The following is a 26,726-nucleotide window of genomic DNA, read 5'->3' as shown; positions in this document are numbered from 1 at the left end:
TATCGCGTGAAAGGTAAAGCATGCAGCTCTTGATAATATATTACTTTTGAACAGGTGATTGTATGGAGACAGATTTAAACATTCTTAAAGGCAATTTAACTGCATATCAAATCAGTGAAGCAATCGGTATTTCAATCGACGATGCAACGGATTTGCTCGAACAGCGGATTACTGTGGAGTCTCTCGATGAGGAAAGCCAGGAAAAGTTGAAACAGTTAGAAGCAGTTCTATTTGACTAGCGGTAAAACAGCGTTAATATAGTAAACATAAATATGAGACTGACATTGTCAGTCTCATTTATTTTTATGGAGGGTGCCGATGGAAAGGATTAAAGAAAATATTCCGTTTATACTGCTGATAATTGTTATGGCATTATTTACGCTGGCATTCTTTGTTTCAGAAACTTCATTTTTTAAAACGGAGGAGATTTCCACGTATACTTTTGAAGAAGCTGTCAGTATGCAGGTCAATAATAATACGGGTGATGTGAAGCTTACAGGCAGCATGACAGAATATGCAGATGAAAATGATATAAAAGAAGCGATGAGTCTGGAAAACAGCAGTAACTTTCAATTTGTTCCACTGGATACAAAGACAGGCGCTGGTGAAGAAGAACTGAACACGCTGCTGGAGGGCAAAGGGATATTGGAAGGAACTGGCCGCGCGTTTATGGAGGCGGAACGTAGACATAACATCAATGCGCTTTATCTGATCAGCCATGCACTGCTGGAAACGGGTCACGGTCAATCGGAACTTGCGTCGGGTATTCCGGTTGAAGGGACAACGTATTACAATTTCTTTGGTATCGGTGCGTTCGACCACGATGCGATTGCCGAAGGTTCGAGCTACGCACGGGCTGCCGACTGGTCATCACCGGAAACGGCGATTATCGGCGGTGCGGAATTTATCCGGACAAACTACCTGGACGGCGGACAGAACACGCTGTACCGAATGCGCTGGAATCCGGCAAACCCGGGCACGCATCTCTATGCGACAGATATTGCATGGGCGGAAAAAATCGCGAGTATTATGCACGGTTACTATGATATGCTCGGTCTGGAATACAAAGAACTGGATACACAGAATTATAATAATCAGCCAGAATAGAAAAAAAGGGCGTACTTCCGTTTCAGAGAAGTACGTCCTTTTTTGTTTTGATAGTCACAGATCGATTGCTATTCACTCTCAACTTCATCTGCACCGATTATACGCCACGGATGGCTGTAGACGTTAAACGAACCGCCCCGTATGAATCCTGCAGCTGTAATGTTTAAGTCATGTGCAAGTTTAATGGCGAGATCCGTTGGTGCCGATTTACTGAGGACGATGCCGACGCCGATTTTAGATGCTTTAGTCAGTACTTCAGACGAGATGCGTCCGCTGAACACGATGACTTTATCTTTTACCGAGATATTGTTCTGCAGACAGTATCCGTATAACTTATCGAGTGCGTTGTGACGGCCGATATCTCCTTTATGGACGATTGTATCATCGGGTGATGCGATGCTCGCATTGTGAATACCGCCGGTATCTTTAAATATTGTGCTTTCTTCCTGCATTTCCTTCATCAGGCTGATGCATTGTTCGGGTGTCAGCTTCGTATCCGACAGTGAGAACTTCGACGTTTCAACGTCTGACTGGAAGTAAAACTGACGGCTTTTACCGCAGCATGAGCCAAGAACACGTTTTGAGAATGAACCGTAATCTTTCGGCAGTTCACGTGAAACTTTGACGTGACAGAAGCCGCCGCGTTCATCGATATTCATCGATTCAATTTCCTTGAACGAGCGCAGTGCACCTTCAGAAGCAAGGAAACCGATAACGAGTTCTTCGAGATCATCGGGTGAACAGACAAGTGTTGCAAATTCAACGTCATTTAAATATATTGTCAGTGGAAATTCCTCAGCAATTATATCCTCGGTTTCGATAAATTTCCCGTCCGTATAACGGCGGATTTTATTTTTAGTAACGATTTCCATAATGTAAACTCTCCCGCTCCGAATCTTATTGTAAAGCCTTCTTTTTCTTTATATAATCACATTTAAGACGAAATTACAATTTTAGGAATTCCGTCAAACTTAATAGGGGGATTTACATGCAAACTAAGAAAAATCGCTGGCTGATTGCGCTTGCAGGGGTTGGGATCCACATTTCAATCGGTTCAGTCTATGCATGGAGTGTATTTACTACGCCGCTTCAGGAATCTGTCGGATGGACGCTGAGTCAGGTTTCAATTACGTTCAGTATTGCTATTTTATTTTTAGGACTGTCTGCAGCGTTTATGGGACATTTCGTAGAAGCGAAAGGACCGAGAAAGTCCGGACTGGTTTCAACGGTGTTTTTTGCAGCGGGTATGATTACAGCAGGATTTGGCATACAGCTTGAAATGCTTTGGCTGCTTTATGCGGGTTACGGAGTGCTCGGGGGAATCGGGCTCGGAATAGGTTATATAACTCCGGTTTCGACACTGGTCAAATGGTTCCCGGACAGACGCGGTATGGCGACCGGTCTTGCAATTATGGGGTTCGGTTTTGCGGCGATGATCGCAAGTCCGGTTATGCGTATGCTGATAGAGTCTGTAGGAATTCCTAATACATTCTTTATTCTCGGTGCCATTTACTTTACGGTAATGCTCGTGTCCAGTTTATACCTGGAAAGACCGCCGGAAGGCTATCATCCAAAAGGTGTTGCCATCGATGAAAATACGGCAACAGTATCGAAGGATCTTGCACAGCTGACTGCAAATCAGGCAGTTAAAACGAAACGTTTTTATTTCCTGTGGTTCATGCTCTTTATCAACGTGACATGCGGTATTGCAATTCTTGCAGTGGCAAGTCCGATGGGTGTTGAAATCGCCGGTCTGTCTGCAGGTGCAGCAGCGTTCATGGTAGGAGTTATGGGTGTATTTAACGGTGCCGGCCGTCTCGTCTGGGCGTCGATTTCCGATTACATCGGCAGAACGAATCTGTACACGCTGTTTTTCGTACTGCAGATCGGGATTTTTGCCGTGCTGCCGTTCACGACTAACGCTTTAATTTTCCAGCTGTTACTGTTCATTATGATTTCATGTTACGGCGCTTATAATCTCGGTATTTATCAGACTGGATATTAGAAAACTAAAACAAAAAAATGAGCTGGAATCTGTGAGCGCTTCCGTGAAATAGTGTACAATGGAGTTATTATATTAAAGAGGGAGTGTCTACATGGGTAAAACTCTGCATCCGGGTCCAATTAATAAGACTAAAAAATGGGATCCGAAATTATGGGTAAGTCCTGTGCCATTCGGTTTAACTAAAGTAAAACCTCATCACATGAGAGATACTGCTAAAATCGTCTGGAAGAACAGAGACAATTTAAATTACGCAAAAAACATTATATTAAAAGGTGTTTGTGACGGTTGTGCGCTGGGTGTATCAGGTCTGCAGGACCAGACTTTAAATGGTCCGCACATGTGTACTACGCGCTTTAACGTACTTAGATTAAACACAGCACCTCCGATTAAACCGGAAATTTTACATCAGGATATTGATGAGTTACGCAAGATGGACAGCACTGAGCTGCGAGAACTCGGCCGTATTCCGTATCCGATGATCCGCCGGAAGGGCGATCGCAAATTCATCAGAGTATCGTGGGACGAAGCGATGAATACGATTGCGGATAAGATGAAAGAACTCAATCCGAAACAGTATGCATTCTACTTAACGAGCCGCGGTATTACGAACGAATCTTATTACGTTGCAGCTAAAGTTGCACGTTACCTTGAAACAAACCATATCGATAACGCATCACGTATCTGTCACTCACCGAGTAAATCAGCGATGAAACGTTCAGTGGGTGTCGGCGCTTCAACTTGTAACTATCAGGACTGGTTAGGTACAGATGTACTTGTATTCTGGGGAAGTGTTGCGTCAAACGCATCACCGGTTTCTACGAAGTACATGATGGAAGCTAAAAAACGCGGAACGAAAATTATCGTTATCAATCCTTACAGAGAGCCTGCAATGGAAAACTACTGGGTGCCTTCAGTAGTTGAATCGGCACTCTTCGGTACTGAAATTGCAGACGATTTCTACGAAGTAAACATCGGCGGAGACATTGCGTTAATGCACGGTGTAATGAAGCACTGGTTTGATCTTGAAGAAGAGAACGAAGGTGCTGCAGTTAACCACGAGTTTGTTAACGAACACGTTAACAACTACGAAGATCTTAAAGCGAACGTTCAGGACCAGAGCTGGGACGAAATCGTTGAATCTTCAGGTATTTCGAAAGAACGCATTATCGAATTATCGAACAGTCTTGCCAAAGCGAAGACAGGCGTTATGGTCTGGGCGCTCGGACTAACAATGCACAAGCACGCAACAGACAACATTTCACAAGTAGCCAACCTCGCGTTATTACGCGGCTGGTTAGGCGGTAAAAATAAAGGTCTTATGCCGCTGCGCGGACATTCTTCTGTACAGGGGTCGGGCGAAATGGGTGCAGATCCGTTTTCTCTGCCTGGCGGTGACTACAACGACGAAAACCGTCCGCGTATTGAAGAGCTGTGGGACTTTAAACTTCCGCAGTGGCCGGGAGATACTGTCGGCGTAACGATTGAGAACGCAATGCTTCCGGAAGACAATGAGAGAAAGCTTAAGCTTTACTATATGTCAGGGGGTAACTTCCTTGAGACGATGCCGGATCCGGATTTCGTGAGAGATGCACTGCAGAATCTCGATATCCGTGTTCATCAGGATATTATATTAAATACATCAACACTGCTTGATGCTAAGGAGACTGTAGTGGTCCTTCCTGCGAAAACCCGTTACGAACAGGACGGCGGCGGGCTGTCAACTTCTACTGAGCGTATGATTTACTTCTCACCTGAAATTGAAGGAAACCGAAACCGTATTGCAGAAGCGCGCAGTGAATGGCAGATTTATGTCGACCTTGCCAAACGCGTGAAACCTGAAGAGTCACACTTGATCGACTTCCAGTCAGGCCAGCAGATCCGCGACGAGATTGCGAAAGCAAACCCTCAGTATGATGGTGTGCAGCACCTGAAGAAAGCTGGGGACGTTTATCAATATGGCGGCGCATGGTTATGCGAAGGCGGCGTATGTCCGACACCGGACGGCCGCGGTAATCTGATTACGATGGATATTCCGGACAATAATAAGAAAGCCGGAGAATTCAAACTTCTGATGAGACGCGGTAAGCAGTTTAACGCGATGATTTACGGCGACGAAGACGCGTTCAACCGTATGGGACGCTATGACGTTCTTGTCAGCGAAACTGACGCACGACGTGAAGGGCTTGAAGACGGTGAAGCGGTTGTTCTTTATAACAAGAACGGCGTATTCCAGGGCTTTGTTAAATATGCAGCAATTAAAGAAGGTAACATCGGTGTGCAGTTCCCTGAAGGTAACTTCCTGGTCGAAAAAGGTATTTACGAAAGTTTCGTTGAAATGCCGGACTACGTAACTGCAGTTAAGATGGAGAAAGCTGACCACTTTAATGCCAACAAAGACCGTCAGTATTTAGAAAAATCGATACCTGAGCTGGAGGATAACCCCAACTAAATTTCAGAATATTATAAAGAAAAACCGGAAGAGCCTGCTCTTCCGGTTTTTTAGTGTATAAATATTCTCTTTAGTGTGGTAAACTACCAACATTGATAAATGAAAAGAGGTAATAAATTGTCCGAAAATAACTGGAACTCAAAATTAGGTTTTATTCTGGCTGCAGCAGGTTCTGCTATAGGCCTCGGAGCAGTATGGCGTTTCCCTTATATGACTGCTGAGCACGGCGGCGGTGCGTTTTTATTCGTTTTCCTATTATTTACCGTTCTTATCGGTTTGCCGCTTCTAATCAGTGAGTTTGTTATCGGACGTGCGTCCGGTCGAAATCCAATCGACGGATTCGAATTTCTGAGCGGTAAGAAGAGCTTGAGGTTATTCGGGTGGATCGGCCATTTCGGTACGATGCTGCTCCTGTCGTTTTACAGTGTTATCGGGGGCTGGATATTAATTTATCTGGTGATTGCCCTTATGGATCTGCTGAATCTTTATAAAGTGGATGATTATACTGTAATGCTCGGAGAGATTATTACGAACCCGGTATACGTTATTGCTGCGCAGGGTGTGTTCATTTTTGTTACAGCATTTGTCGTGGCACAGGGCATACAAAAAGGACTGGAACGTGCATCTAAGATTATGATGCCGATGCTGTTCATTCTGTTTTTATTCATTATTATCCGTTCACTGTCACTGCCGAATTCATTTGAAGGAGTTAAATACTTCCTGACACCTGACTTCAGCAACCTCAGCGCCAACGGTATAATGTTCGCACTCGGACAGTCGTTCTTCGCACTCAGTGTCGGGATTACACAGATGATGACTTATGCATCGTACTTAAAACCGGATCAGAATCTGCCAAGATCTGCATCGTATATCGTGCTGATGAATATTGCGGTATCTGTAATGGTCGGGCTGGCAATCTTCCCGGCAATTGCTTCATTCGGTATGCAGAGCGTCGAAGGTCCCAGGCTTGTATTTATCGTCCTGCCTGAGATATTCAACTCAATTCCGTTCGGTATTGTATTCTATCTTATGTTCCTGCTCGCATTTTTATTTGCGACGCTGACATCTGCGTTCTCGATGATAGAAATTAACGTTGCGAATACAGTTAAAGGTAATCAGTCGAAACGTAAAAAGACAACTTACATTTTTGCAATTATTATTTTTGCAATCGGTATTCCTTCAGCGTTATCGGAAGGTGTGCTGAATGACGTTCAGTTCTTTGCAGGAACGATATTTGATAACGTGGACTTCCTCGTATCGAATATACTGCTGCCTGCAGGTGCATTGTTCTCATCTGTTTTTGTCGGATTTATTTTAGACAAGCGTATTTCGATGGAACAGCTGAATGTTAAAAAAGGAGAAACATCATTTGTTATTTTTAAAGCATGGATATTCATGCTCAGATTTATTCTGCCGGCGATTATTATCTTTGTCTTTATTATGAACATACTGAGTGTATTTTAAGCATAGGGAAGGTGCGGATCCGGTAGCAGGGTCCGCACTTTTTTATATTTTGAAAATTCCCGATTGCGTGTGAAATATGCTTGTGGTAATATTCTTACATGAGTTTTTCAGCATCATCAAAATATGAATAAGGGCGTGGGTCATGGAAAGTTTAACCAGAGAGAAAATTATCAGTATTGCAGAAGAGCAGAACGTAAGATTTATCCGTCTCCAGTTTTCGGATATTCTAGGCACGATTAAAAATGTGGAAGTCCCTTTCAGCCAGCTTGATAAAGCGCTCGACGGACAAATGATGTTTGACGGTTCTTCAATCGAAGGATTTACACGCATAGAGGAATCGGATATGTACCTCGTTCCGGATTTAAATACGTGGACAGTTTTCCCGTGGACGACATCCCGCGGAGATAAAGTGGCACGTCTTATCTGTGACGTATATAAAATTGACGGTACACCGTTTGAAGGCGACCCCCGTACGAACCTGAAAAATGTTCTGAAGGAAATGGAAGAGCTGGGCTACACTTCTTTCAATCTTGGACCGGAGCCGGAATTCTTTTTATTCAAACTGGATGAACGCGGAAAACCGACGACGACTCTAAACGACCAGGGCGGGTATTTTGATCTGGCACCGACGGATACAGGCGAAAACTGCCGTCGTGAAATTGTGATTGAACTCGAGGATATGGGCTTTGACATCGAAGCATCGCACCACGAAGTGGCTGAAGGACAGCACGAGATTGATTTTAAATATGCAGATGCAATCACGGCTTGTGATAATATCCAGACATTTAAACTGATTGTTAAAACAGTTGCGAGAAAACACAATCTGCACGCAACATTTATGCCGAAACCGCTGTTTGGCATTAACGGCAACGGCATGCACTTTAACGTATCGCTCTTTAAAGGAAAAGAAAATGCATTCTTTGATGAGTCTGCAGAAGATGGTCTGAGCGAAGACATGAAATATTTCATGGCAGGTGTACTGAAGCACGTACGCGGCTTTACAGCGGTAACAAATCCGCTTGTAAACTCGTATAAACGACTGGTGCCGGGTTACGAGGCGCCGAGTTACATCGCATGGAGCAAAAAGAACCGCTCACCATTGATGAGAATCCCTTCTTCACGCGGATTATCAACACGTGTGGAAGTCCGTTCTGTCGATCCATCAGCGAATCCGTATCTTGCACTGGCTGTAATTCTAAAAGCCGGTCTTGATGGCATTAAGAATAAGCTTGAACTGCAGGAATCAATCGATTTAAACCTGTACGAACTGACTAGAGAAGAGCGTCTTGCCAACGGCGTGGAAGACCTGCCGTCGACATTATACAACGCTTTAAAAGTACTGCGTGACAGCGAGCTTGCAAAAGAAGCGCTGGGAAGCCACATTTTCAAAGCATTTTACGAACATAAAATGCTGGAATGGGAAGATTACCGGTCAGCTGTTTCAGAGTGGGAACTTAAATCCTATATGGATAAATATTAAGACGAAAAAACCCGGGAAATTTCCCGGGTTTTTTGTTATCAGTCGTAAACTGTAAATTCATCGTTAAACTCATCCGGAGAATTTTCCAGGTTGGTCTCTGTAATGTTTCGTGCGTTGTAGCCGATACGTTCCAGATTACTGATTAATTCCACATAGAGTGAACCGCCGTCCGTTGAACATTCGCCTCTTGAAAGACGTTTAATGTGTTCTTTGCGGAGTCTGTTTTCAATTCTGTGAGATTTTTGGCTGAGACGGATCACCTGATCAAGTGCCTGAGGGTTGTATACGTCAAGCGTCTCAAGCGCCATCGTGAATGATTCATACACATGTCTGTACAGGTCTTCAAGACCCTCTTTAGCTTCTTCTGACAGTGTAATATTGTTTTCGTACTTATTGTGATACTGATCAGCGAGGCTTCTGGCCTGTGAGCTGACTTTCAGAAGTATGCGGGATACTTCAAGCAGTGTGCTGACACGTTCTGTGTCTTCCTGTGATATTTCATGTTTTGATGCATCGAGCAGGTATGCGCGGATTGCGTCCTGCAGAGTCGCGGCAACGTTAACTTTGTCGTGGATCTGCTTGTACAACTTGGCATCCTGTTTGTCACTGTACTTACGTGCATCCTGCAGCGTGCTTAAAACCAGCTCGCCGAGGTTTTTAACCTCACTTTGAGCCCCCTGTATAGCGATGCTTGGAGACTGTTTAACTAACAGAGGATCCAGATACTTCGGCTGGAAGTCTTCTGAGAAGTCACGGCCCGGTACAATTTTCACTACCAGCCACGCCAGTGCGCCGACAAACGGCAGATGAATCAGCGTGTTCATGAAGTTGTATGAACCGTGTGCGAATGCGATAGTCATCGGTTTGTTCAGACTGAGAATATCTTCAAGATATCCGACGTAGATGACAAACAGCGGCATTAATATCATAAATATTGTTGCCCCGATAACGTTAAATGTAACGTGAACCAATGCTGCACGTTTAGCGGCAATTGAACCCGCAAGTGCTGCAAGTATTGCTGTGATAGTTGTCCCGATGTTATCACCGAGAAGGATCGGCAATGCGGCCTGCAGATCAACCATATCATTGGAATAGAAGTTCTGAAGTATGGCAATCGTTGCACTTGAACTTTGAACGATAACTGTCAGAATAACACCGACTGCAAGACCGAGGAATGAGTTATCACTCATGGCGAGCATCAGTTCCTGGAAATATGCAAGATCAGCCAGCGGACCGACACCATCGCCCATTAACTCGAGTCCGTAGAATAACGCACCGAATCCGAAAAAGACTCTACCAATGTTAATTACCTGATTGGACTTGAAGAAGAACAGCATAAATGAACCTGCAGCAAGAATCGGCAGTGAATATGCACCGATATCAAGTCCGATAATAAATGCTGTAACCGTCGTTCCGATGTTGGCGCCTAAAATAACTCCGATTGCCTGTCTAAGTGTCAGGAATCCTGCACTTACTAAACCGATAGTAATCGCTGTGGCGCCCGAGCTGCTTTGAATTAAAACGGTAACGATAATACCTGCAACAACGCCCCTGAGCGGGCTGGATGTCATACGGTTTAAAATATCCCGCAGGCGGTCGCCGGCAGCTGCCTGAAGACCGTCACCCATCTGTTTAATACCGTAAAGGAAGATACCGAGTCCTCCGATGAACATAAAGATAACTTCCATTGGACTAAGAGACATAGAGAGTCCTCCATATAATATTTAATTTACAATCTTTACTTGTGCTCAATGAACTATGCAATAAATTTACAATATACTGTTTATCATATTACAAAATCGTCAAATTTAAAACACATTATTCATTTATGGCGAAAAAGTTCAAGTTGCCAGAAAATTTGTATAAATAGTCGACAAGACGAAAGCGGTGTGAGAAACTGACAATACATAAAAAATTACTGGAGTGTTCTCATGACAACGATTCTGTTTGATGTTGACGGTGTTTTCTTAAGCGAAGAAAGATGTTTTGATGTATCTGCGCTGACAGTGGAGGAGCTGCTGTACAGTCCGCGTTATTTAAATCTGGATGGGCGAAAGTTTGGAACGGATTATACTAATGAAGAAATCAGTAAAATCCGCAGTTCGATTTTTGCAGATGATCGAGTACTTAAACGTTTTAAAGAAGCAGGTCTGAATTCAAACTGGGATATGCTGTTTATTACGTTTGCGATATTGTACATAGACATACTGAAGCAGGAAAATTTAAATCTTGCTGATGTGGATGTGACTAATTTAAATGAAGTCGGAGATATGCTGGGCGAAGTATCAGTGAACCCGGAAGCGGTACTTGATTTTATTTCCCGGGAAAGTTTCACTAAAGATGGAATTTATATTGCGTTAATAGAATATGCAGGAACACTTCAAAATATGAAAGAACCGGAAGTCTTCAGAATGTACGGCCCGATCTGGGAGCAGGGTCACTATAAATATCAGGAGTGGTATTTAGGCAGTGAACTTGTGGAAGCAGATACCGGAAGAGCGGCTGAGGAACTTGATAAGACAGGCTTTATTTACGATGAGGAATGGATTGTTGAAACATCGGCGATTAAAGATATGCTGACCGGTCTTAAAGACAAAGGTTATACAATCGGTGTAGCAACAGGCAGACCAAGACAGGAAACGCTGCTGCCGTTTGAGGAAGCCGGACTTCTTGAAGTATTTGATGAACGCCGTATTTCAACAGCGAGCGAAGTGATGGATGCAGAAAACCGCAGCAATGCAATGCATGCGTTGACGAAGCCGCATCCGTTCAGTTATTTATGGAGTCTGTATGTACAAAACGACTCTCTCTTTGATGCAGCGGTGAATGCTCGGAATGAAACTGACGAGCAGATTTTTATCGTCGGTGACTCTGTTGCAGATTTTTACTGTGCAGATAAAATCGGCGCGACATTTATTGCGACGCTGACCGGACTGACCGGTGATGATATTATCAGTACATTTGAAGAGCTGGATGTACCGAATGAGCAGATGCTTAAAAATGTGCTCGGGGTGCCGGAACTGGTTGAACAGCTGATTAAATAAAATACGCCCTCTGAATCATTTGATTCAGAGGGCGTATTTATATGCCGGAATATATGATTTAATTATCCGAGTTTAATCGTATGGACTTTATGAATATTCATGACTTTTTTAATTTTTTCATGTGTCGCCTCCTGCACCTGGTTATCCAGTGTGAAGAGTACCATTGCGTCGCCTTCTTTTGACAGGCGGGCAAGCTGCATTGACGCGATGTTAACCGAATCTTCACCGAGCAGTGCACCGAGTTCCCCGATAATGCCCGGACGGTCTGTATGCTCGATAATGAGTATATTTTCTTCGGGTCTGAAGTCGATCGGATATTCATTAATTTTAACGAGACGTTCGCCGTAGCCCGGAATTGTCGATGCACCGAGTGTGACGTGTTCGTTGTCGTTAATCAGCTCGACTTCAAGATAGTTCGTGTAGCCGTCGGCTTTTGCTTTCTTTTCAACTTTGTAAGTGACGTCGCGTTCATTTAAGTAGTATAAAGCATTAATAATATTTACTTCGTCACCGAAGTGAGGCTTCAGCATATTTGTTACGAATGTACGTGTCAGAATACTCGTATCGTCAATCGCAATATCACCGTGGTATTTAATCTTAACTTCCTGCGGCGGGTTATCGAGCAGCTGAATACCGAACTGGCCGAGATGTTCTACGATAGACATATACGGCTTTAGCTCTTCGGTAACAGTTTCGCTGATTCGCGGCGCATTGACTGCATGTGTAATCTTGTTGTCCTCAAAGTATTCGATAATTTCCTTCGCGACACTGACTGCCACTTTTTCCTGTGCTTCAGCAGTTGAGGCACCGAGGTGAGGTGTCACGACAGTACGTCTGTGTGTTAACAGAGCTGTGTTTTCCGGCGGTTCTGTAACGAACACATCGAGTGCTGCACCTTTGACGATGCCGGCATCGAGTGCTTCCAGCAGATCATCTTCGTCGATAATGCCCCCACGGGCAACGTTTATCAGGTAGACACCTTCTTTTTTACATTTTTTAAAGAAGTCCGCCCCGATGATTCCTTTCGTCTGCGGTGTCAGCGGTGTATGAACAGTAATGAAATCAGCCGCTGCTGCAACTTCATCAACTTCCATTTTCTCGATATGGTTGTCGCGAGCACGTTCATCTGATAAGTAAGGATCAAATGCAACGATTTTCATGCCGAAACTCTTCGCGCGCCGTGCAACACCGAAACCGATTTTACCTGCTCCGATAATACCTAAAGTTTTACCGTACAGCTCCACACCTTTATGTGCGCCGCGGTTCCACTCACCGGCCGTCAGTTCCTTATATGCTTCCGGAATGTCGCGTGCCATTGTGAGCATCATTGCCATAGTATGCTCCGTCGCTGAAATCGTGTTTCCTTCCGGTGCGTTGACGACGATAACACCGTGTTTAGTTGCAGCATCAATATCGATATTATCGACACCGACACCTGCACGGGCGATCATTTTAAGTTTTTTCGCGTGCTGGATAATACGCTCTGTAATAGTAGTCTGGCTGCGGACAATCACTGCGTCAAAATCATGGATGATATCGATAATCTGCGATTCCGATAAACCTTCCTGGCGTGTAACGCTGAAGTTGTCATTATCAATTATTGCCTGTATGCCCTCCTGGCTTACAGGGTCGAGTACGATTACTTTATGCTTTGTCATATAAATTCTCCTGAGCGGCTGTTAATGCTTTGCCGTAGTAATTTTTACCGCGAAGTCTGCTTAAAATATCTTCCAGTGCACTTAAGATTGCGAGCATATCTTTCGGGAACATGAAGCCCATGTGACCGATGCGGATAATTTTTCCTGCCAGATCTTTCTGACCGCCAGCAATGGTAATGTGGTAGTCTTTCTCAAGTGTGTTTTTAATATGTGCAATTTCTTCAGGTGTCGATGTGACTGCCGTTACTGTCGGCGACGCAGCTTCTTCTTTGACAAAGAGCTCAAGTTCCAGCGCTTCGAGACCGCGGCGGAGCATTTTCTGCATGTTCTTATGACGTGCAAATACTTTTTCAATTGTTTCTTCGTGTATCATGTCTAAAACATCATCGAGACCCTGATACAGCGTAACAGCAGGTGTCTGCGGCGTATAATCGACTTCCAGCGATTTAAAGTACATTCTTAAATCGAGGTAGTAGCGTCTGTTGCCGAGACTGTTTACTTTGTTCAGAGCTCTGTCATTTACAGCGACGAACGCCAGTCCCGGAGGCAGCATCAGAGCTTTCTGACTGCCTGAAACGATACAGTCTATTTTATCGCGCTTCATGTTCATATCCGCACCGCCGAGTGCACTGACGGCATCGACAACGAATAAAGTATCTTCATTATAGTTATGAACAACATCGGCAAGTTCAGACAGCGGGTGCAGAACTGATGTAGAGGTTTCACATGCCTGTGTAAATACTGCAGTAACGTTGTCCAGGCCATTCAGGTATTCTTTGAATGCTTTCGGGTCGGCAGCTTCTCCCCATGTCACATCATAAACGTGAACATTCAGATCGTAGCGCCCGGCGATATCAGCGAATTTGCCGCCGAAAACGCCGCTGACAATTAATACAACAGAATCGCCGTCATCAACGAGGTTAACCATTGCAGCTTCGAGAGCGCTGGTACCTGATGAAGTCAGTACAGCAACAGGATTATCCGTGCCGAACAGCGGCTGGAGCTTTTCCTGTATGCCGGCTGACATTTCCTTGAAGCGGCTCGTTCTGTGACCGAAAATACCTTGGGACATAGCTTGATACGTGCGTCGGGCGACCGGAGTCGGCCCTGGTGTAAGCAGTAACTCTTCTTGCATAGCGATTCCTCCTGTATAAACGAATAGTAAATTTTATTATAACAGAAATATCATTAAATTCAGTTATCTTTTCCATCTTCTAAAATTTCGTCGATCAGCTGGTGGGCACGGTTATAATTATGCAGATATGTATCGTCTAAAATGACTGCGTTTTCCATCAGGCCGTAGTGCTCAAGCTGTGACAAAAGCAGACGGTAAAATTCTTTATCGTAATCGGAAGCATCCGGCACAGGGGGCATGATTAAAATCAGGCTCCATGACTGCAGGTGTATATAATGTTCAAAAATCTGATTTACATATTCTTTGCCGTCGTGTCCGGAAAGCATATTGTGAACTTTGGAGTAAAGCACATCGGTGTCTGCAAAAAACACTTTGCGCGTTGCATTGGAATGAATATGACGGCGGTTCAGTTCAAACTGTCCGATACCGATCGCATGAAAATCCTTCGCATCGAGGTCGGGAGATTTCAGCTGATGTTCGTCGAAATAATCTTCGGCATATTCAACGGAAAAACTCGTCGAGTATCTCCGGGCAAGGTCTTCAATAATCATCGACTTACCGCTGTTCGGTGAACCGGTCACGAGAACGTTCTGGACGAAAAAGCGGCGGAACGGCCGCGTCACATAATCCCAGTTTAATATCGGCGTTTCCCTGATTTCTGTACCGCTTATCCCGAGAATCTTTCTGTCGACCATCGTCATGTGAATGTCGACAGCAGGCCACTTGTCTGTGAAATAGCTTTCGAGCGGTTCAAGGTATTCGTTTTCACCCATGTAGAACGCAGTGCTTTTTACATCGAAATCGAGGGACTCTATCGCCTGGATAATCAGGCTTTCAAGCATTTCAAGCCACGGCTTCCAGCCCGTCGGATAACGGGGGATATCCGTCTCATTTAATTCGAGAATAGAAACATTACTGTCGTTTCTTAACAGCTGGCGCATTGCACGGGTGCGGTGCTCAAGATTCATGCCGATGGAGTCACCGCGGTCACCGTCATAGCCGCTTATAATAACGACTGCATGCCTGTTTTCCCGTTTCGCTCTGACAATCTGTTCGAAATGACCGACGTGGCACGGAGCGAACGTGCCGAAATATATTCCGAGATCTCTCATTTATATCGACTCCCCATCCAGATAGTTTAAAAAGAACTGTCAAAAGAAATATGCTACAATATTGTAGAAATTAAATGTAAATTAACAGTATGGCGATAAAGTGCGCCAGTCCTGTGATGATTGTAACGGCGGCTAAAATCTTAACGCTTTTCCCGGCACCGGCAATCAGAAATAATACAGATAGAATGATGGACACTGCCAGGAAGATAACTCTCGTACTGAGCAGGGCGATGAGATCATCATGCTGGTATGATGCTGAAATATTTATAACGTTGAAAATGTTAAATGCTGCAAATAAAATTAAAATAATCTGTTTCATTTTTGCACGCTCCCTTTGGGGATTTATTATATCAGAAATAATAAAGAAATGATTGGTGAGAAATTATGGTTGAAGTACTGAATATTACAGATAAAATGCACGATGAATTTGTTGCATCACACACTGCCGGCGACCTGCTGCAGCTGACATCGTGGGCAGGCTCAAAAGAACTGACGGGATGGTACTCAAGACGTATTGCTGTAGGACGTAACGGCAAAGTCGAAGGAGCTGCAATGCTGCTGTTTAAAAAAGTGCCGAAAACCTTCTTTACGATGTGCTACGCATCGCGCGGATTTGTCTGCGATTATAATGACAGGGAAGTCGTTAATGCACTGCTTGAAGAAGCGAAAAAAATAGCGGCGGATGAAAAGTCGTATACGATTAAAATAGATCCGGATATACCCGCTTCAGGTAACGAAGAGACGATTGAGTACCTGAAGTCAATCGGCTTTAAGCACCACGGGCTGACAGACGGGATGAGCAAAGATGTTATCCAGCCCCGTACGACGATGGTCACAGATGTCAGCGTAGATGATAAGGCGCTTCTCCAAAGTTTTGAAAGGAATAACCGTACGAAAGTCCGTAACTCACTCCGGGCGGGGACAGTTGTTTATAAAGCGGGGCGGGAAGAGCTGCCTGAGTTTGTTAAGCTGATGAAAGAAACGGGAGAGCGAGACGGATTCCTGACCAGAGATATTACTTATTTTGAATCGCTGTACGATAATCTGAACCCGGCAGGACATATGGAGCTCTTTATGGTGAAACTGATGCCGAAAGAAGCGGTGGAGTCTTTAGAGCAAGATACAGAAAAAGTAAACAGGGATATCCGTAAAGCTGAAAAGATTAAAGACGACAGGAAGAAACAGAACCAGCTGGATAATTTAAATAACCGCATGTCGAAACTAGAAGCCCAGCTCGGGACGATGAAAGAAATTAAACGCTCTCACCCGGACGGCGTACTGCTGTCAGGAGCGTTATATGCACAGTCAGGACATAAGTCTTACTATCTGTACGGCGCATCATCAAATGATTACAGGGAATTTCTGCCGAACCATCACATGCAGTGGCATATGATGCAGTATGCACGTGAACATGGTGCAGAGTCATATGATTTCGGCGGCGTATCGGTGGAGCCGGACAAAGAGGACGAACACTTCGGTCTGTGGCAGTTTAAAAAAGTGTGGGGTACAGAAGTGTCGGATAAGATCGGTGAGTTTGACTACGTCACGAACCGTCCGCTGTATACGATGGCAGAAGTCATGTTCCCGCTGTTCCAGAAGAGCAAGATGAAACTGAACAAAATTGTTAAAAGAAAATAGACAATTGAAAACCCATCCGGATATCCGGATGGGTTTTCATCTTATTATAAATAATACGGCTGCATAATAGCGATATACAGTATGAACAATACGGACGCACAGGAGACGATAATCAGTGCGAGTGAGAAATATGAGTGCATATGACGGCTTTCATTTAAATGAGGCTCCGAACGGAATGCCCGGATGCCTGTAATGATTGCCAGCGCTGCGAGAGTGAACCATATATAGATATTGTAGAATATAATGCCGTCGTTAATCGTATAGTTTATAAAGAACAGTATTTGAATTAACATCAGCAATATTAAAATAACCCGTCTCATGTTCACATCTCCTTACAGCGTAATCAGAAATATAATAAGTACAAGTGCCATCGTCAGCGTAAATGCGTGCACTAAAAACAAGTTTGCACGGTCGCCTTTAGATTCTTTAAAAGCTGTAATTTCCACCGACAGCACGATACACAATGCAAGTGCCAGCACGATAAACAAATCCGGACTCGTCAGCGACAGACTGAACGTCACAGTCATCAGTAAAAAGGCGGCGCCGGAAATGTAACGTGCAATATCAAGAGTACGCGAACGCATACTTAATATAGTAGCCGCACTGATAACTATATAGATTAAAAGCATGAGGAGTGTTAGTAATGTCATGCGACTCTCCCTCGTTTTCTGTAATATTGGAAAATAAAGTGCGTCGACAGCACAGTCATCAGGGCACCGAAGTAAAACGGCAGACCGGCTGATATTAGGAACAGCGCGTTAAACACGAGCGGTCCGCAAATTCTGCCGAGACTGTCCAGGGAATACGTCGTTGCAGTAACGCGTCCCATATCGTGTGCTGATGCTTCTTTTGTGATCTGTGATGTCATTAAAGTTTTTGCGAGTGCGTTCCCCGTCATCAGGAGAACAATACATACTCCTGCGTATATAAGGCCGGTCATAAACGGCAGCATTATAAAAGCGGTGACAGCCATAATCTGTCCGGCAACCATTGCTTTTTTCTCCTGTCCGTCTTTAAGCTTCCTTATATATACACCCTGAGTCAGTGCATTAAAGATTCCACCGATGAAAAACAGTATGCCCATTTCAGTCGGTGTAATATCAATCCGGTCCTGCCCGAGCAGCTGGAACGTACTTTCCATTCCGCTCATAAAGAACATAACGAAAAATGTTCCGACGAGGAGAATACCGATCGGCTGCGTAAAGTAATCGGAAGCCAGCGTAATTTTTTTCGGTGTCTGCTGAGTCGACTGACGATATGTTTCAGCAACTTTAAAGAAACTGAAAATCAGTGCGAATGTAATGACGACGGTAGTCATATAGTAGGCGAAGCTCAGCGAGATGCCTGCAAGCAGTCCGCCGACACCCGGTCCAAAAATAAATCCGAGTCCGACACACATGCCGACCAGTCCCATGTACTTCGTCCGCTCTTCGCGCGTTGTAATGTCTGCGACCATACTCGTCGTCGCGGTATACAGCGCGCCTGAAGCGGCACCTCCGATAATTCTGCTTATATAGAGGACAATCAGATTATCGATAAACAGCCCGAAGATTAAAAAGCTGAATGCAAACGCCGCAAGTCCGCCGAGGAGAAGCGGGCGTCTGCCGATTTTATCTGACAGTCTGCCAAAGAACGGAGCTGACAGAAAGCTTGCAAGCGAGTAAATCGCAAGCAGCAGTCCCATATGTATCGTGTTGACACCCAGCTGATTCACTAATTCGGGGATGACCGGAATAATCATACTGAACCCGAAGTATATTAAAAACTGAATGATCATTATCAGGGTAATCATTCTCTTCATTTATATACACGTCCTGAACTTACTTATTTTTTAGTTGCTGGCGTACTTCTTTAATTTGCCTTTCAAGCTCGTGGAGTCTGTCGGTCATTTTTTCAGTCGGCTGACCTGTGGACTCGATTTTTTCCAAATCACCCTGGAGGTGTACATATTCGTATTTTAATTCCTGTAATTTGCTTTCCAAATCCATTTTTACCACCACCTAAACTTAACTAATATCATATCATAAATGAACGTTTTTAATTGTGAAGAGAAAACAATATTTTTTAGACAAACAATAGGGTCTAAAAAATTGAAAATGTCCGGATTTAGCATAGATTTATGTGAGAATAGGTGTATAATATACTTGTATTTGAGATTAAAACCAACTGGTAAAGCTTTATACTTATTATAATAGGAGTGATAGAGTGTCGCGTAGCTTTGTCAAACGCTGTCTGTTTTACTTTGTAGGTTTAATCATCATGTCAATCGGCGTTGCAATGCAGGTTAAAGGTTTCGTTATGGGACTTGCTCCGTGGGATGTACTGCACTTTGGGCTGTGGCAGTCAGTCGGACTGACATTCGGAAGCTGGGCGGTGATTATCGGAATCGGTATAGTTATCGCTACTTCGCTTATGGTCAAGGCACTGCCTAAGGGCGGGGTGTACGTAAATCTGTTAACCATCGGTGCATTTATCGATTTCTTTGTCTGGCTGCTGCCTGACGTTGAAAGCTGGCCGGCACAGGCTGTTTACTTTACCCTTGGTGTATTCGTTGCAGCATTCGGTTCTGCTTTTTATATGACGCCTAACCTCGGTGCAGGACCGAGAGATTCCTTAATGCTTGTACTCGTAGTGAAATTCAACTTAAGAATGGCAAGAGCACGGTTTTTAATGGAGCTGATTGTAACGGTATTCGGTGTAATACTCGGCGGTCCGGTATTTATAGGTACGATATTAATCGTGCTGTTTTACGGCAGGATTATAGAAATGTTTTTTCCGTATACGAGAGAACTGCTCATCCGCTTTATCGGCTACAATGATCCGAAGATCATACAATTTAAATAATCCTAATCTGATTGGAGCTAGTTATGAAAAAGTTTTTTGGATTCGATGAACTTGACACTAATTTTAAGAGAGAAGTTATCGGCGGACTGACGACGTTCCTGTCGATGGCTTACATTCTCGCAGTAAACCCTTCAATTTTATCGCTGCAGGGAATAGAGGGTGTTCCCGATGATATGAAGATGGACATCAATGCGGTCTTTGTTGCAACGTGTCTCGCTGCTTTTGTCGGCTGTCTGTTTATGGGAATTATCGCCAAATATCCAATCGCACTCGCACCGGGTATGGGGCTGAATGCATTTTTCGCATTTACAGTAGTGCTGACGATGGGAATTCCGTGGCAGACTGCACTGACGGGAGTATTATTCTCAGGTGTGGTATTCGTTATTCTGACACTGACGGGACTGCGTGAGTACATAATCAACGCAATCCCGATGGAAATGAAAATGGCGGTCAGCGCGGGGATCGGTTTCTTCATTACATTTGTCGGTCTTCAATCATCGGGAATTATTGCAGGAGATGAAGCGACACTGATCAGTCTCGGTAATGTTCAGAGTGGCGGTGTGCTGCTTACTTTTGCAGGACTTGTAATTACAGTAATATTAATGACTAAAAAAGTACCGGCTGCAATCTTCGTCGGTATGATTGCGACAGCGGTACTTGGTATTGTTACAGGTATTGTGCCGATGCCGTCGGCAGTCGTCGGTTCGGTACCAAGCGTTGCACCGACATTTGGTGCCGCTCTGGAAGGGCTTATGGACTTCGAAGCTATATTTAATGTACAGTTTATGATTGTTGTCCTGACGTTTCTGTTCGTCGATTTCTTTGATACTGCAGGAACGCTGGTAGGGGTAGCGTCACAGGCTAACCTTATTAAAGACAACAAACTGCCGCGCGCAAGTAAAGCGCTCCTTGCTGATGCTTTTGCGACGATTACAGGGGCAATCTTCGGTACATCCACGACGACATCATATGTGGAATCGACAGCAGGTGTTGCTGCGGGAGCACGAAGCGGATTTGCCTCCGTAGTGACCGGTGTGTTATTCTTAGCAGCGATATTCTTCTCGCCGCTGATTGTTACGTTTACTTCCGAAGTCACTGCACCCGCATTAATAATAGTAGGAATTTTAATGGCTTCGAATTTATCAAAAATCACATGGGGCAGATTTGAAGTTGCGGTACCTGCATTTCTGACGGTATTTATGATGCCGCTCACATACAGCATAGCAACAGGGATTGCGATAGGATTTATATTCTATCCGATTACGATGCTTATGGCCGGCAAGAGAAAAGAAGTTCATCCTATAATGTATGGACTGTTCATAGTGTTCATATTATACTTCCTTTTCATTAATTAATATTCAGCAGTATGTATATATAAAAGAAAAGATAAAAAAATTAAGAAAGAGTGAAGAAATCTTTAGTTTTCTATTGATTTCTTCACTCTTTTACTGTATCATATCTAACGTTGGACTTAAGCGGGCACAGTTGTGTCCTGTATACGTGAAGTGCTGTTCCTATGCACATCACACATCGATGACGCGAGAGGTTACTGACACACCCGGCCGCATTGCCATGGCAGATGTGACAAGAAAATTTTCGCTGAGATAGTCTACCATTTAATAGGATGACGACCATAAGGAGGTATAAATAATGGCAAAGCAAAAAATCCGTATTCGCTTAAAAGCATACGACCACAGAGTGCTGGATCAGTCAGCAGAAAAAATCGTTGAGACGGCAAAACGTTCAGGTGCAGATGTATCGGGACCAATTCCGTTACCGACTGAGAAAACTATTTACACAGTTATTCGTGCGGTGCACAAATACAAAGATTCACGTGAACAGTTTGAACAGCGTACACACAAACGTCTTATCGACATTTTAAACCCTACACCTAAAACAGTTGATGCTCTTATGGGCTTAAACTTACCATCAGGCGTAGACATCGAAATCAAGTTATAAATTATAGGAGGTGCGACTTTCGATGACCAAAGGAATCTTAGGTAGAAAAATTGGGATGACTCAAGTTTTCGGTGAAAACGGAGAATTAATCCCTGTAACAGTAGTTGAAGCTGCAGGGAACGTAGTAGTTCAAAAGAAAACAGAAGAAACAGACGGATATAACGCGATTCAAATCGGATTCGATGACAAACGCGATTATAACGCAAAAGGCAGAAGCAACAAATATGCCAACAAAGCAGAAGCAGGCCACGCTAAAGCATCTGGTGCTGCTCCTAAGCGCTTCATACGCGAATTCAGAAACGTTAACACAGAGGAATTTGACGTAGGTCAAGAAGTCACTGTAGATACATTTGCTGCAGGAGATTTTGTAGACGTAACGGGAACTTCTAAAGGTAAAGGTTTCCAGGGTTCAATTAAGCGTCACAACTTCAGCCGCGGACCAATGTCACACGGTTCACGTTACCACAGAGGTTCAGGTGCCATGGCTATGGCAGCGAGCCCGTCACGCGTTTTCAAAGGTAAAAAATTACCTGGACAAATGGGTGGTAAAACAATCACTATGCAGAACTTAGAGATTGTACGTGTAGACGCAGAGAAAAACGTTGTTCTTATTAAAGGGAACGTTCCAGGACCGAAAAAAGGTTTTGTAAAAATTTCATCATCAATTAAAAAAGGTAACAAGTAATAAGGAAGGGAGGATAAACACATGGCAATCGATGTTTTATCAAAAGAAGGAACTAAAGTAAGTTCTATCGAATTAAACCAGGACATTTTCGGAATCGAACCGAACCAGCATGTACTATTTGAAGCAGTTCAATTACAGCGCGCGTCTCTACGTCAGGGGAACCACGCAGTTAAGAACCGTTCAGCTGTACGCGGCGGAGGAAGAAAACCGTTCAAACAAAAAGGTACAGGTAATGCGCGTCAGGGTACAATCCGTGCACCACAGTTCCGTGGAGGCGGCGTAGTATTCGGACCGACTAAGAGATCTTACGGTTTCAGCATGCCTAAGAAAATGAGAAAGCTAGCACTTCGTTCTGCACTTTCAGCGAAAGTTAATGAAGAAGTACTACAAGTGATTGACCACCTTGAAATGGAAGCGCCGAAAACAAAAGAATTCCTAGCAGTTCTTGGAAACCTTGGTGCAGCTAAGAAAGTACTTCTTGTACTTGAAAATAAAGACGAAGTTGTTGAGAAATCAGCACGTAACATCCCAGGTGTTACAGTGTTAACTCCAGCTGGTCTTAACGTACTAGATATCCTTTCTGCTAACCATGTGATCTTCACTGAGGGAGCAATCAAAAAAGCAGAGGAGGTACTTGTATAATGGAAGCACGCGACATTATCAAGCGCCCAGTAATCACTGAGCGTTCTGCTGACTTAATGTCAGAAGACAAATACACATTTGATGTAGACGTGAGAGCGAACAAAACTCAAGTCAAACACGCTGTTGAAGAAATCTTCGACGTTAAAGTAGACAAAGTAAACATTATGAACGTTAAGCCTAAGAAAAAACGCATGGGTCGTTACGAAGGCTATACAAACAGAAGAAGAAAAGCGATTGTAAAACTTAAAGAAGGTTCAATCGAAATCTTCTAATATTATAAACAGATACCAATAAGGAGGTATAACGAGGATGGCAATTAAGAAATATAAGCCTACCACGAATGGTCGCCGTAATATGACTGGTTCGGACTTTGCTGAAATCACTTCAACAACTCCGGAACGTTCATTACTGGCGCCGCTGCCGAAAAAAGCGGGACGTAACAACCAGGGTAAAATCACTGTACGTCACCAAGCAGGTGGACACAAACGTCAATACAGAATCATTGACTTCAAACGTAATAAAGATGGGATTCCTGCAAAAGTTAAAACTATTGAGTATGATCCAAACCGTTCAGCTAACATCGCGTTAGTAGCATATGCAGATGGTGAGAAGAAATACATCTTAGCACCTAAAGGTATGACAGTTGGAACAGAAATCATGAGTGGACCTGAAGCAGATATCAAAGTGGGTAACGCTTTAGCATTAAACGATATCCCGGTTGGTACTACAATCCACAACATCGAATTAAAACCAGGTGCCGGCGGACAGCTTTCACGTTCAGCAGGTACAAGCGCACAGCTATTAGGTAAAGAAGGTAAATACGCACTGGTAAGATTAGCTTCCGGTGAAGTACGTATGGTTCTTCTTACATGTAGAGCGACTATCGGTCAGGTTGGTAACGAGCAGCACGAACTTATCAACGTTGGTAAAGCCGGACGTTCTAGATGGAAAGGTAAACGCCCTACTGTCCGCGGTTCAGTAATGAACCCTAACGACCACCCACACGGTGGTGGTGAAGGTAAAGCTCCTATCGGACGTCCATCACCAGTTTCACCTTGGGGTAAACCGACTCTTGGTAAGAAAACTCGTAAAGGTAAAAATCGTTCAACTAAGTTCATAGTAAGAGGACGTAAGAAATAAGTAATGTGAGTGTGCGGATAAAATCCGCACGCATTATTGGAAGGAGGCGCCTACATGGCACGCAGTCTTAAAAAAGGACCTTTCGTCGATGACCACCTAATGAAAAAAGTAGAGGCTCAGAACGAAGGTAACAAAAAAAGTGTAATTAAAACATGGTCACGCCGTTCAACGGTTTTCCCGAATTTCATCGGACATACAATCGCTGTATACGACGGACGCAAACATGTACCTGTGTACATCACAGAAGATATGGTTGGCCACAAACTTGGTGAATTTGCACCTACAAGAACGTTCAAAGGTCACGGAAACGATCAAAAAACTAAAAGATAAATAACTAACCATATGCGATAAAGGAGGAAAGACTCATGCAATCGAAAGCTGTTGCTAAAACTGTGAGAATCGCTCCGCGTAAAGTACGCCTTATTCTTGACCTAGTTAGAGGTAAAGAAGTTGGAGAAGCGATTTCAATTCTAAAACTTACAAACAAGAGATCTTCACCGGTAGTGGAGAAATTAGTTAAATCTGCAGTTGCTAACGCAGAACACAACTACGACATGGATATCGATAACCTGTATATTTCAGAAATCTATGCAGACGAAGGTCCAACGCTGAAAAGATTCCGTCCACGTGCTCAAGGCCGTGCTACGAAAATCAACAAGCGCACAAGCCACATCACTGTAGTTGTTGAAGAATACGCAAAAGAAGCAGAAACTGAAGAAAACCAAGAAACAGAGAACGCTTAATTATATAAGGAGGGAATTAACTTGGGCCAAAAGATAAATCCAATTGGGTTTCGTGTAGGTGTCATTCGTGACTGGGAAGCAAAGTGGTATGCAGACAAGAACTTTGCGAGCCTATTACATGAAGACTTAAAAGTTCGTGAATATATCGAGACTAATCTTAAAGACGCTTCAATTTCAAAAGTGGAAATTGAACGTGCAGCAAACCGTGTGAACATTGCACTGCACACAGGTAAACCAGGTATGGTAATTGGTAAAGGCGGTAGCGAAATCAACAAACTTCGTACAGCACTTACTAACTTAACTGGTAAGAAAGTTCATATCAACGTGATTGAAATTAAGAAAGTAGATATGGATGCTAAACTTGTAGCAGAAAATATTGCACGTCAGCTGGAAAACCGTGTATCTTTCCGAAGAGCACAAAAACAAGCGCTTCAAAGAGCTATGAAATCAGGCGCTAAAGGTATTAAAACACAAGTATCAGGACGTTTAGGCGGTGCGGATATCGCTCGTGCTGAAGGTTACAGTGAAGGAACAGTTCCACTTCATACACTTCGTGCAGACATCGATTATGCTCATGAAGAAGCAGACACTACTTACGGTAAGTTAGGTGTCAAGGTATGGATCTACCGTGGAGAAGTTCTTCCTACAAAGAATAATAAATAGTAAGGAGGAAAATTGGAATGTTATTACCAAAAAGAGTAAAATACCGTCGTCAACACCGTCCGGATACTAAAGGACGTTCAAAAGGCGGAAATCAAGTAAGCTTTGGTGAATACGGACTGCAGGCTACGACAACATCTTGGATTACTGCAAGACAAATCGAGGCAGCACGTATTGCAATGACACGTTACATGAAACGTGGCGGTAAAGTATGGATCAACATCTTCCCGCACACGCCATATACAAAGAAACCATTAGAAGTACGTATGGGATCTGGTAAAGGTGCAATCGAAGGTTGGATTGCAGTAGTTAAACCAGGCCGAGTTATGTTTGAAGTTGCGGGTGTAGATGAGGAAGTAGCTAAAGAAGCACTTCGTCTTGCAAGTCATAAACTTCCATTAAAAACGAAAATAGTAAAACGTGAAGAATTAGGTGGTGATACGAATGAAAGCTAAAGAAATCCGTGATTTAACGAATTCCGAAATTGAATCTAATGTTAAAGAATTGAAAGAAGAACTTTTCAATCTGCGCTTTCAGCTAGCTACAGGTCAGCTAGAAAACACTGCTCGTATCAAAGAAGTTAGAAAGACTATCGCTAGAATGAAAACGACGGTTCGCGCAAGAGAGATCGAAGAAGCACAAGCGAATCAATAATTAGAGGAGGTTCAAATCGTGGAAAGTAAAAACGAACGCAAAGTTTACCAGGGCCGCGTCGTATCTGACAAGATGGATAAGACTGTAACGGTACTTGTTGAAACTTACACAAAGCACCCGATCATCGGAAAACGTGTTAAATATTCTAAGAAATATAAAGCACATGATGAAAACAACACTGCGAAAATGGGCGATATCGTAAGAATCCAGGAGACACGTCCATTATCTGCTACTAAACGATTCCGTCTAATTGAAATCGTTAAAGAATCAGTAATTATATAAAATACTTGAAACAGAAGGAGGGAAT

31 protein-coding genes are annotated in these 26,726 nt (G+C 43.6%); 21 read left to right on the top strand and 10 right to left on the bottom strand.

Going from position 1 to position 26,726, the window contains the following annotated elements:
• Positions 1-62 precede the first annotated feature (62 nt).
• Positions 63-239 (top strand): hypothetical protein, encoded by a 177-nt coding sequence (locus tag RZ44_RS11305; protein ID WP_171816117.1) that lies wholly within the window; start codon positions 63-65, stop codon positions 237-239.
• A gap of 79 nt (positions 240-318) precedes the next feature.
• Complete coding sequence (locus tag RZ44_RS06655; RefSeq protein WP_052108865.1) at positions 319-1,107, top strand: N-acetylglucosaminidase; 789 nt, start codon at positions 319-321, stop codon at positions 1,105-1,107.
• Positions 1,108-1,175: 68 nt separating this feature from the next.
• On the opposite strand, the gene fdhD is transcribed toward RZ44_RS06655, so the two are convergent.
• Positions 1,176-1,979, bottom strand: coding sequence for a formate dehydrogenase accessory sulfurtransferase FdhD (gene fdhD / locus RZ44_RS06650; RefSeq protein ID WP_035809760.1), 804 nt, complete (start codon positions 1,977-1,979; stop codon positions 1,176-1,178).
• A 116-nt stretch (positions 1,980-2,095) separates the two neighbouring features.
• Here fdhD and RZ44_RS06645 point away from each other — a divergent pair, with 116 nt between their 5' ends.
• The 4 genes from RZ44_RS06645 to RZ44_RS06630 all read left to right on the top strand — a co-directional run bounded on the left by RZ44_RS06645 (position 2,096) and on the right by RZ44_RS06630 (position 8,505).
• On the top strand, positions 2,096-3,112 hold the full coding sequence (locus RZ44_RS06645) for an L-lactate MFS transporter (protein ID WP_081962367.1): 1,017 nt from the start codon (positions 2,096-2,098) through the stop codon (positions 3,110-3,112).
• A gap of 91 nt (positions 3,113-3,203) precedes the next feature.
• Positions 3,204-5,561, top strand: a complete 2,358-nt coding sequence (locus RZ44_RS06640) for an FdhF/YdeP family oxidoreductase (protein ID WP_035809759.1) — start codon at positions 3,204-3,206, stop codon at positions 5,559-5,561.
• Between the two features lie 117 nt (positions 5,562-5,678).
• Positions 5,679-7,025 carry a sodium-dependent transporter gene (locus tag RZ44_RS06635; RefSeq protein ID WP_035809758.1) on the top strand — a complete coding sequence of 449 codons (1,347 nt, stop codon included), beginning with the start codon at positions 5,679-5,681 and terminating at the stop codon, positions 7,023-7,025.
• A 142-nt stretch (positions 7,026-7,167) separates the two neighbouring features.
• Positions 7,168-8,505 (top strand): glutamine synthetase family protein, encoded by a 1,338-nt coding sequence (locus RZ44_RS06630; RefSeq protein ID WP_035809757.1) that lies wholly within the window; start codon positions 7,168-7,170, stop codon positions 8,503-8,505.
• Between the two features lie 38 nt (positions 8,506-8,543).
• Here RZ44_RS06630 and RZ44_RS06625 read toward each other — a convergent pair whose 3' ends face one another.
• Positions 8,544-10,208 carry a Na/Pi cotransporter family protein gene (locus tag RZ44_RS06625; protein WP_035809754.1) on the bottom strand — a complete coding sequence of 555 codons (1,665 nt, stop codon included), beginning with the start codon at positions 10,206-10,208 and terminating at the stop codon, positions 8,544-8,546.
• A 228-nt stretch (positions 10,209-10,436) separates the two neighbouring features.
• Here RZ44_RS06625 and RZ44_RS06620 point away from each other — a divergent pair, with 228 nt between their 5' ends.
• Entirely contained in the window at positions 10,437-11,549 is a 1,113-nt protein-coding gene (locus RZ44_RS06620) for an HAD family hydrolase (protein ID WP_035809752.1), read from the top strand.
• A gap of 62 nt (positions 11,550-11,611) precedes the next feature.
• Here RZ44_RS06620 and serA read toward each other — a convergent pair whose 3' ends face one another.
• The 4 genes from serA to RZ44_RS06600 all read right to left on the bottom strand — a co-directional run bounded on the left by serA (position 11,612) and on the right by RZ44_RS06600 (position 15,773).
• Entirely contained in the window at positions 11,612-13,207 is a 1,596-nt protein-coding gene (gene serA / locus RZ44_RS06615) for a phosphoglycerate dehydrogenase (RefSeq protein WP_035809750.1), read from the bottom strand.
• On the bottom strand, positions 13,194-14,342 hold the full coding sequence (locus RZ44_RS06610) for a pyridoxal-phosphate-dependent aminotransferase family protein (RefSeq protein WP_035809747.1): 1,149 nt from the start codon (positions 14,340-14,342) through the stop codon (positions 13,194-13,196). The genes serA and RZ44_RS06610 overlap by 14 nt, the downstream gene beginning before the upstream one ends.
• Positions 14,343-14,401: 59 nt before the next feature.
• Entirely contained in the window at positions 14,402-15,454 is a 1,053-nt protein-coding gene (locus tag RZ44_RS06605) for an AAA family ATPase (protein WP_035809743.1), read from the bottom strand.
• A 70-nt stretch (positions 15,455-15,524) separates the two neighbouring features.
• On the bottom strand, positions 15,525-15,773 hold the full coding sequence (locus RZ44_RS06600) for a hypothetical protein (protein WP_035809740.1): 249 nt from the start codon (positions 15,771-15,773) through the stop codon (positions 15,525-15,527).
• A 65-nt stretch (positions 15,774-15,838) separates the two neighbouring features.
• On the opposite strand from RZ44_RS06600, the gene RZ44_RS06595 reads away from it, so the two are divergent.
• Entirely contained in the window at positions 15,839-17,092 is a 1,254-nt protein-coding gene (locus RZ44_RS06595) for a lipid II:glycine glycyltransferase FemX (protein ID WP_035809738.1), read from the top strand.
• A 44-nt stretch (positions 17,093-17,136) separates the two neighbouring features.
• On the opposite strand, the gene RZ44_RS06590 is transcribed toward RZ44_RS06595, so the two are convergent.
• From RZ44_RS06590 to RZ44_RS11300, 4 genes are read right to left on the bottom strand one after another with little or no spacing between them, the layout of a single operon-like run.
• Positions 17,137-17,412 carry a hypothetical protein gene (locus tag RZ44_RS06590; protein WP_035809734.1) on the bottom strand — a complete coding sequence of 92 codons (276 nt, stop codon included), beginning with the start codon at positions 17,410-17,412 and terminating at the stop codon, positions 17,137-17,139.
• 12 nt (positions 17,413-17,424) lie between these two features.
• A complete protein-coding gene (gene mspA / locus RZ44_RS06585) occupies positions 17,425-17,742 on the bottom strand; it encodes a membrane stabilizing protein MspA (RefSeq protein ID WP_035809731.1) in 318 nt (105 codons plus the stop codon).
• On the bottom strand, positions 17,739-18,893 hold the full coding sequence (locus tag RZ44_RS06580; RefSeq protein WP_035809729.1) for an MFS transporter: 1,155 nt from the start codon (positions 18,891-18,893) through the stop codon (positions 17,739-17,741). The genes mspA and RZ44_RS06580 overlap by 4 nt, the downstream gene beginning before the upstream one ends.
• Positions 18,894-18,912: 19 nt before the next feature.
• Complete coding sequence (locus tag RZ44_RS11300) at positions 18,913-19,080, bottom strand: SE1832 family protein (RefSeq protein WP_171816116.1); 168 nt, start codon at positions 19,078-19,080, stop codon at positions 18,913-18,915.
• Positions 19,081-19,297: 217 nt separating this feature from the next.
• On the opposite strand from RZ44_RS11300, the gene RZ44_RS06575 reads away from it, so the two are divergent.
• From RZ44_RS06575 to rpsQ, 13 genes are all read left to right on the top strand, one after another.
• On the top strand, positions 19,298-19,936 hold the full coding sequence (locus RZ44_RS06575; RefSeq protein ID WP_035809727.1) for a YczE/YyaS/YitT family protein: 639 nt from the start codon (positions 19,298-19,300) through the stop codon (positions 19,934-19,936).
• A gap of 23 nt (positions 19,937-19,959) precedes the next feature.
• Positions 19,960-21,291 carry an NCS2 family permease gene (locus RZ44_RS06570; protein ID WP_035809725.1) on the top strand — a complete coding sequence of 444 codons (1,332 nt, stop codon included), beginning with the start codon at positions 19,960-19,962 and terminating at the stop codon, positions 21,289-21,291.
• Between the two features lie 295 nt (positions 21,292-21,586).
• A complete protein-coding gene (gene rpsJ, locus RZ44_RS06565) occupies positions 21,587-21,895 on the top strand; it encodes a 30S ribosomal protein S10 (RefSeq protein ID WP_026859110.1) in 309 nt (102 codons plus the stop codon).
• Between the two features lie 22 nt (positions 21,896-21,917).
• Complete coding sequence (gene rplC / locus RZ44_RS06560) at positions 21,918-22,580, top strand: 50S ribosomal protein L3 (RefSeq protein ID WP_035809723.1); 663 nt, start codon at positions 21,918-21,920, stop codon at positions 22,578-22,580.
• 21 nt (positions 22,581-22,601) lie between these two features.
• Complete coding sequence (gene rplD / locus RZ44_RS06555; protein WP_035809720.1) at positions 22,602-23,222, top strand: 50S ribosomal protein L4; 621 nt, start codon at positions 22,602-22,604, stop codon at positions 23,220-23,222.
• Positions 23,222-23,494 carry a 50S ribosomal protein L23 gene (gene rplW, locus RZ44_RS06550; protein ID WP_035809717.1) on the top strand — a complete coding sequence of 91 codons (273 nt, stop codon included), beginning with the start codon at positions 23,222-23,224 and terminating at the stop codon, positions 23,492-23,494. Before rplD ends, rplW begins: the two co-directional genes overlap by 1 nt.
• Before the next feature lie 37 nt (positions 23,495-23,531).
• Positions 23,532-24,362, top strand: a complete 831-nt coding sequence (gene rplB / locus RZ44_RS06545; protein WP_035809713.1) for a 50S ribosomal protein L2 — start codon at positions 23,532-23,534, stop codon at positions 24,360-24,362.
• 54 nt (positions 24,363-24,416) lie between these two features.
• A complete protein-coding gene (gene rpsS / locus RZ44_RS06540; RefSeq protein ID WP_035809711.1) occupies positions 24,417-24,692 on the top strand; it encodes a 30S ribosomal protein S19 in 276 nt (91 codons plus the stop codon).
• Positions 24,693-24,727: 35 nt separating this feature from the next.
• Positions 24,728-25,105, top strand: coding sequence for a 50S ribosomal protein L22 (rplV, locus tag RZ44_RS06535; protein WP_035809708.1), 378 nt, complete (start codon positions 24,728-24,730; stop codon positions 25,103-25,105).
• Positions 25,106-25,126: 21 nt separating this feature from the next.
• Complete coding sequence (rpsC, locus tag RZ44_RS06530) at positions 25,127-25,768, top strand: 30S ribosomal protein S3 (protein ID WP_035809706.1); 642 nt, start codon at positions 25,127-25,129, stop codon at positions 25,766-25,768.
• Between the two features lie 17 nt (positions 25,769-25,785).
• Positions 25,786-26,220, top strand: coding sequence for a 50S ribosomal protein L16 (gene rplP, locus RZ44_RS06525; protein ID WP_035809703.1), 435 nt, complete (start codon positions 25,786-25,788; stop codon positions 26,218-26,220).
• Positions 26,210-26,419, top strand: a complete 210-nt coding sequence (rpmC, locus tag RZ44_RS06520; RefSeq protein WP_035809699.1) for a 50S ribosomal protein L29 — start codon at positions 26,210-26,212, stop codon at positions 26,417-26,419. The genes rplP and rpmC overlap by 11 nt, the downstream gene beginning before the upstream one ends.
• Before the next feature lie 18 nt (positions 26,420-26,437).
• The gene (gene rpsQ / locus RZ44_RS06515) at positions 26,438-26,701 is read left to right on the top strand and encodes a 30S ribosomal protein S17 (protein ID WP_141638993.1); all 264 of its coding nucleotides are present in this window, start codon (positions 26,438-26,440) and stop codon (positions 26,699-26,701) included.
• The last annotated feature ends 25 nt before the right edge of the window (positions 26,702-26,726 follow it).

Origin of the sequence: Jeotgalicoccus saudimassiliensis (assembly GCF_000756715.1) — a bacterium.
GTDB classification, from domain to species: Bacteria; Bacillota; Bacilli; order Staphylococcales; family Salinicoccaceae; genus Jeotgalicoccus; species Jeotgalicoccus saudimassiliensis.
Note: the sequence above shows the minus strand (reverse complement) of the source record. Positions and strands in the feature narration are given on the sequence as shown.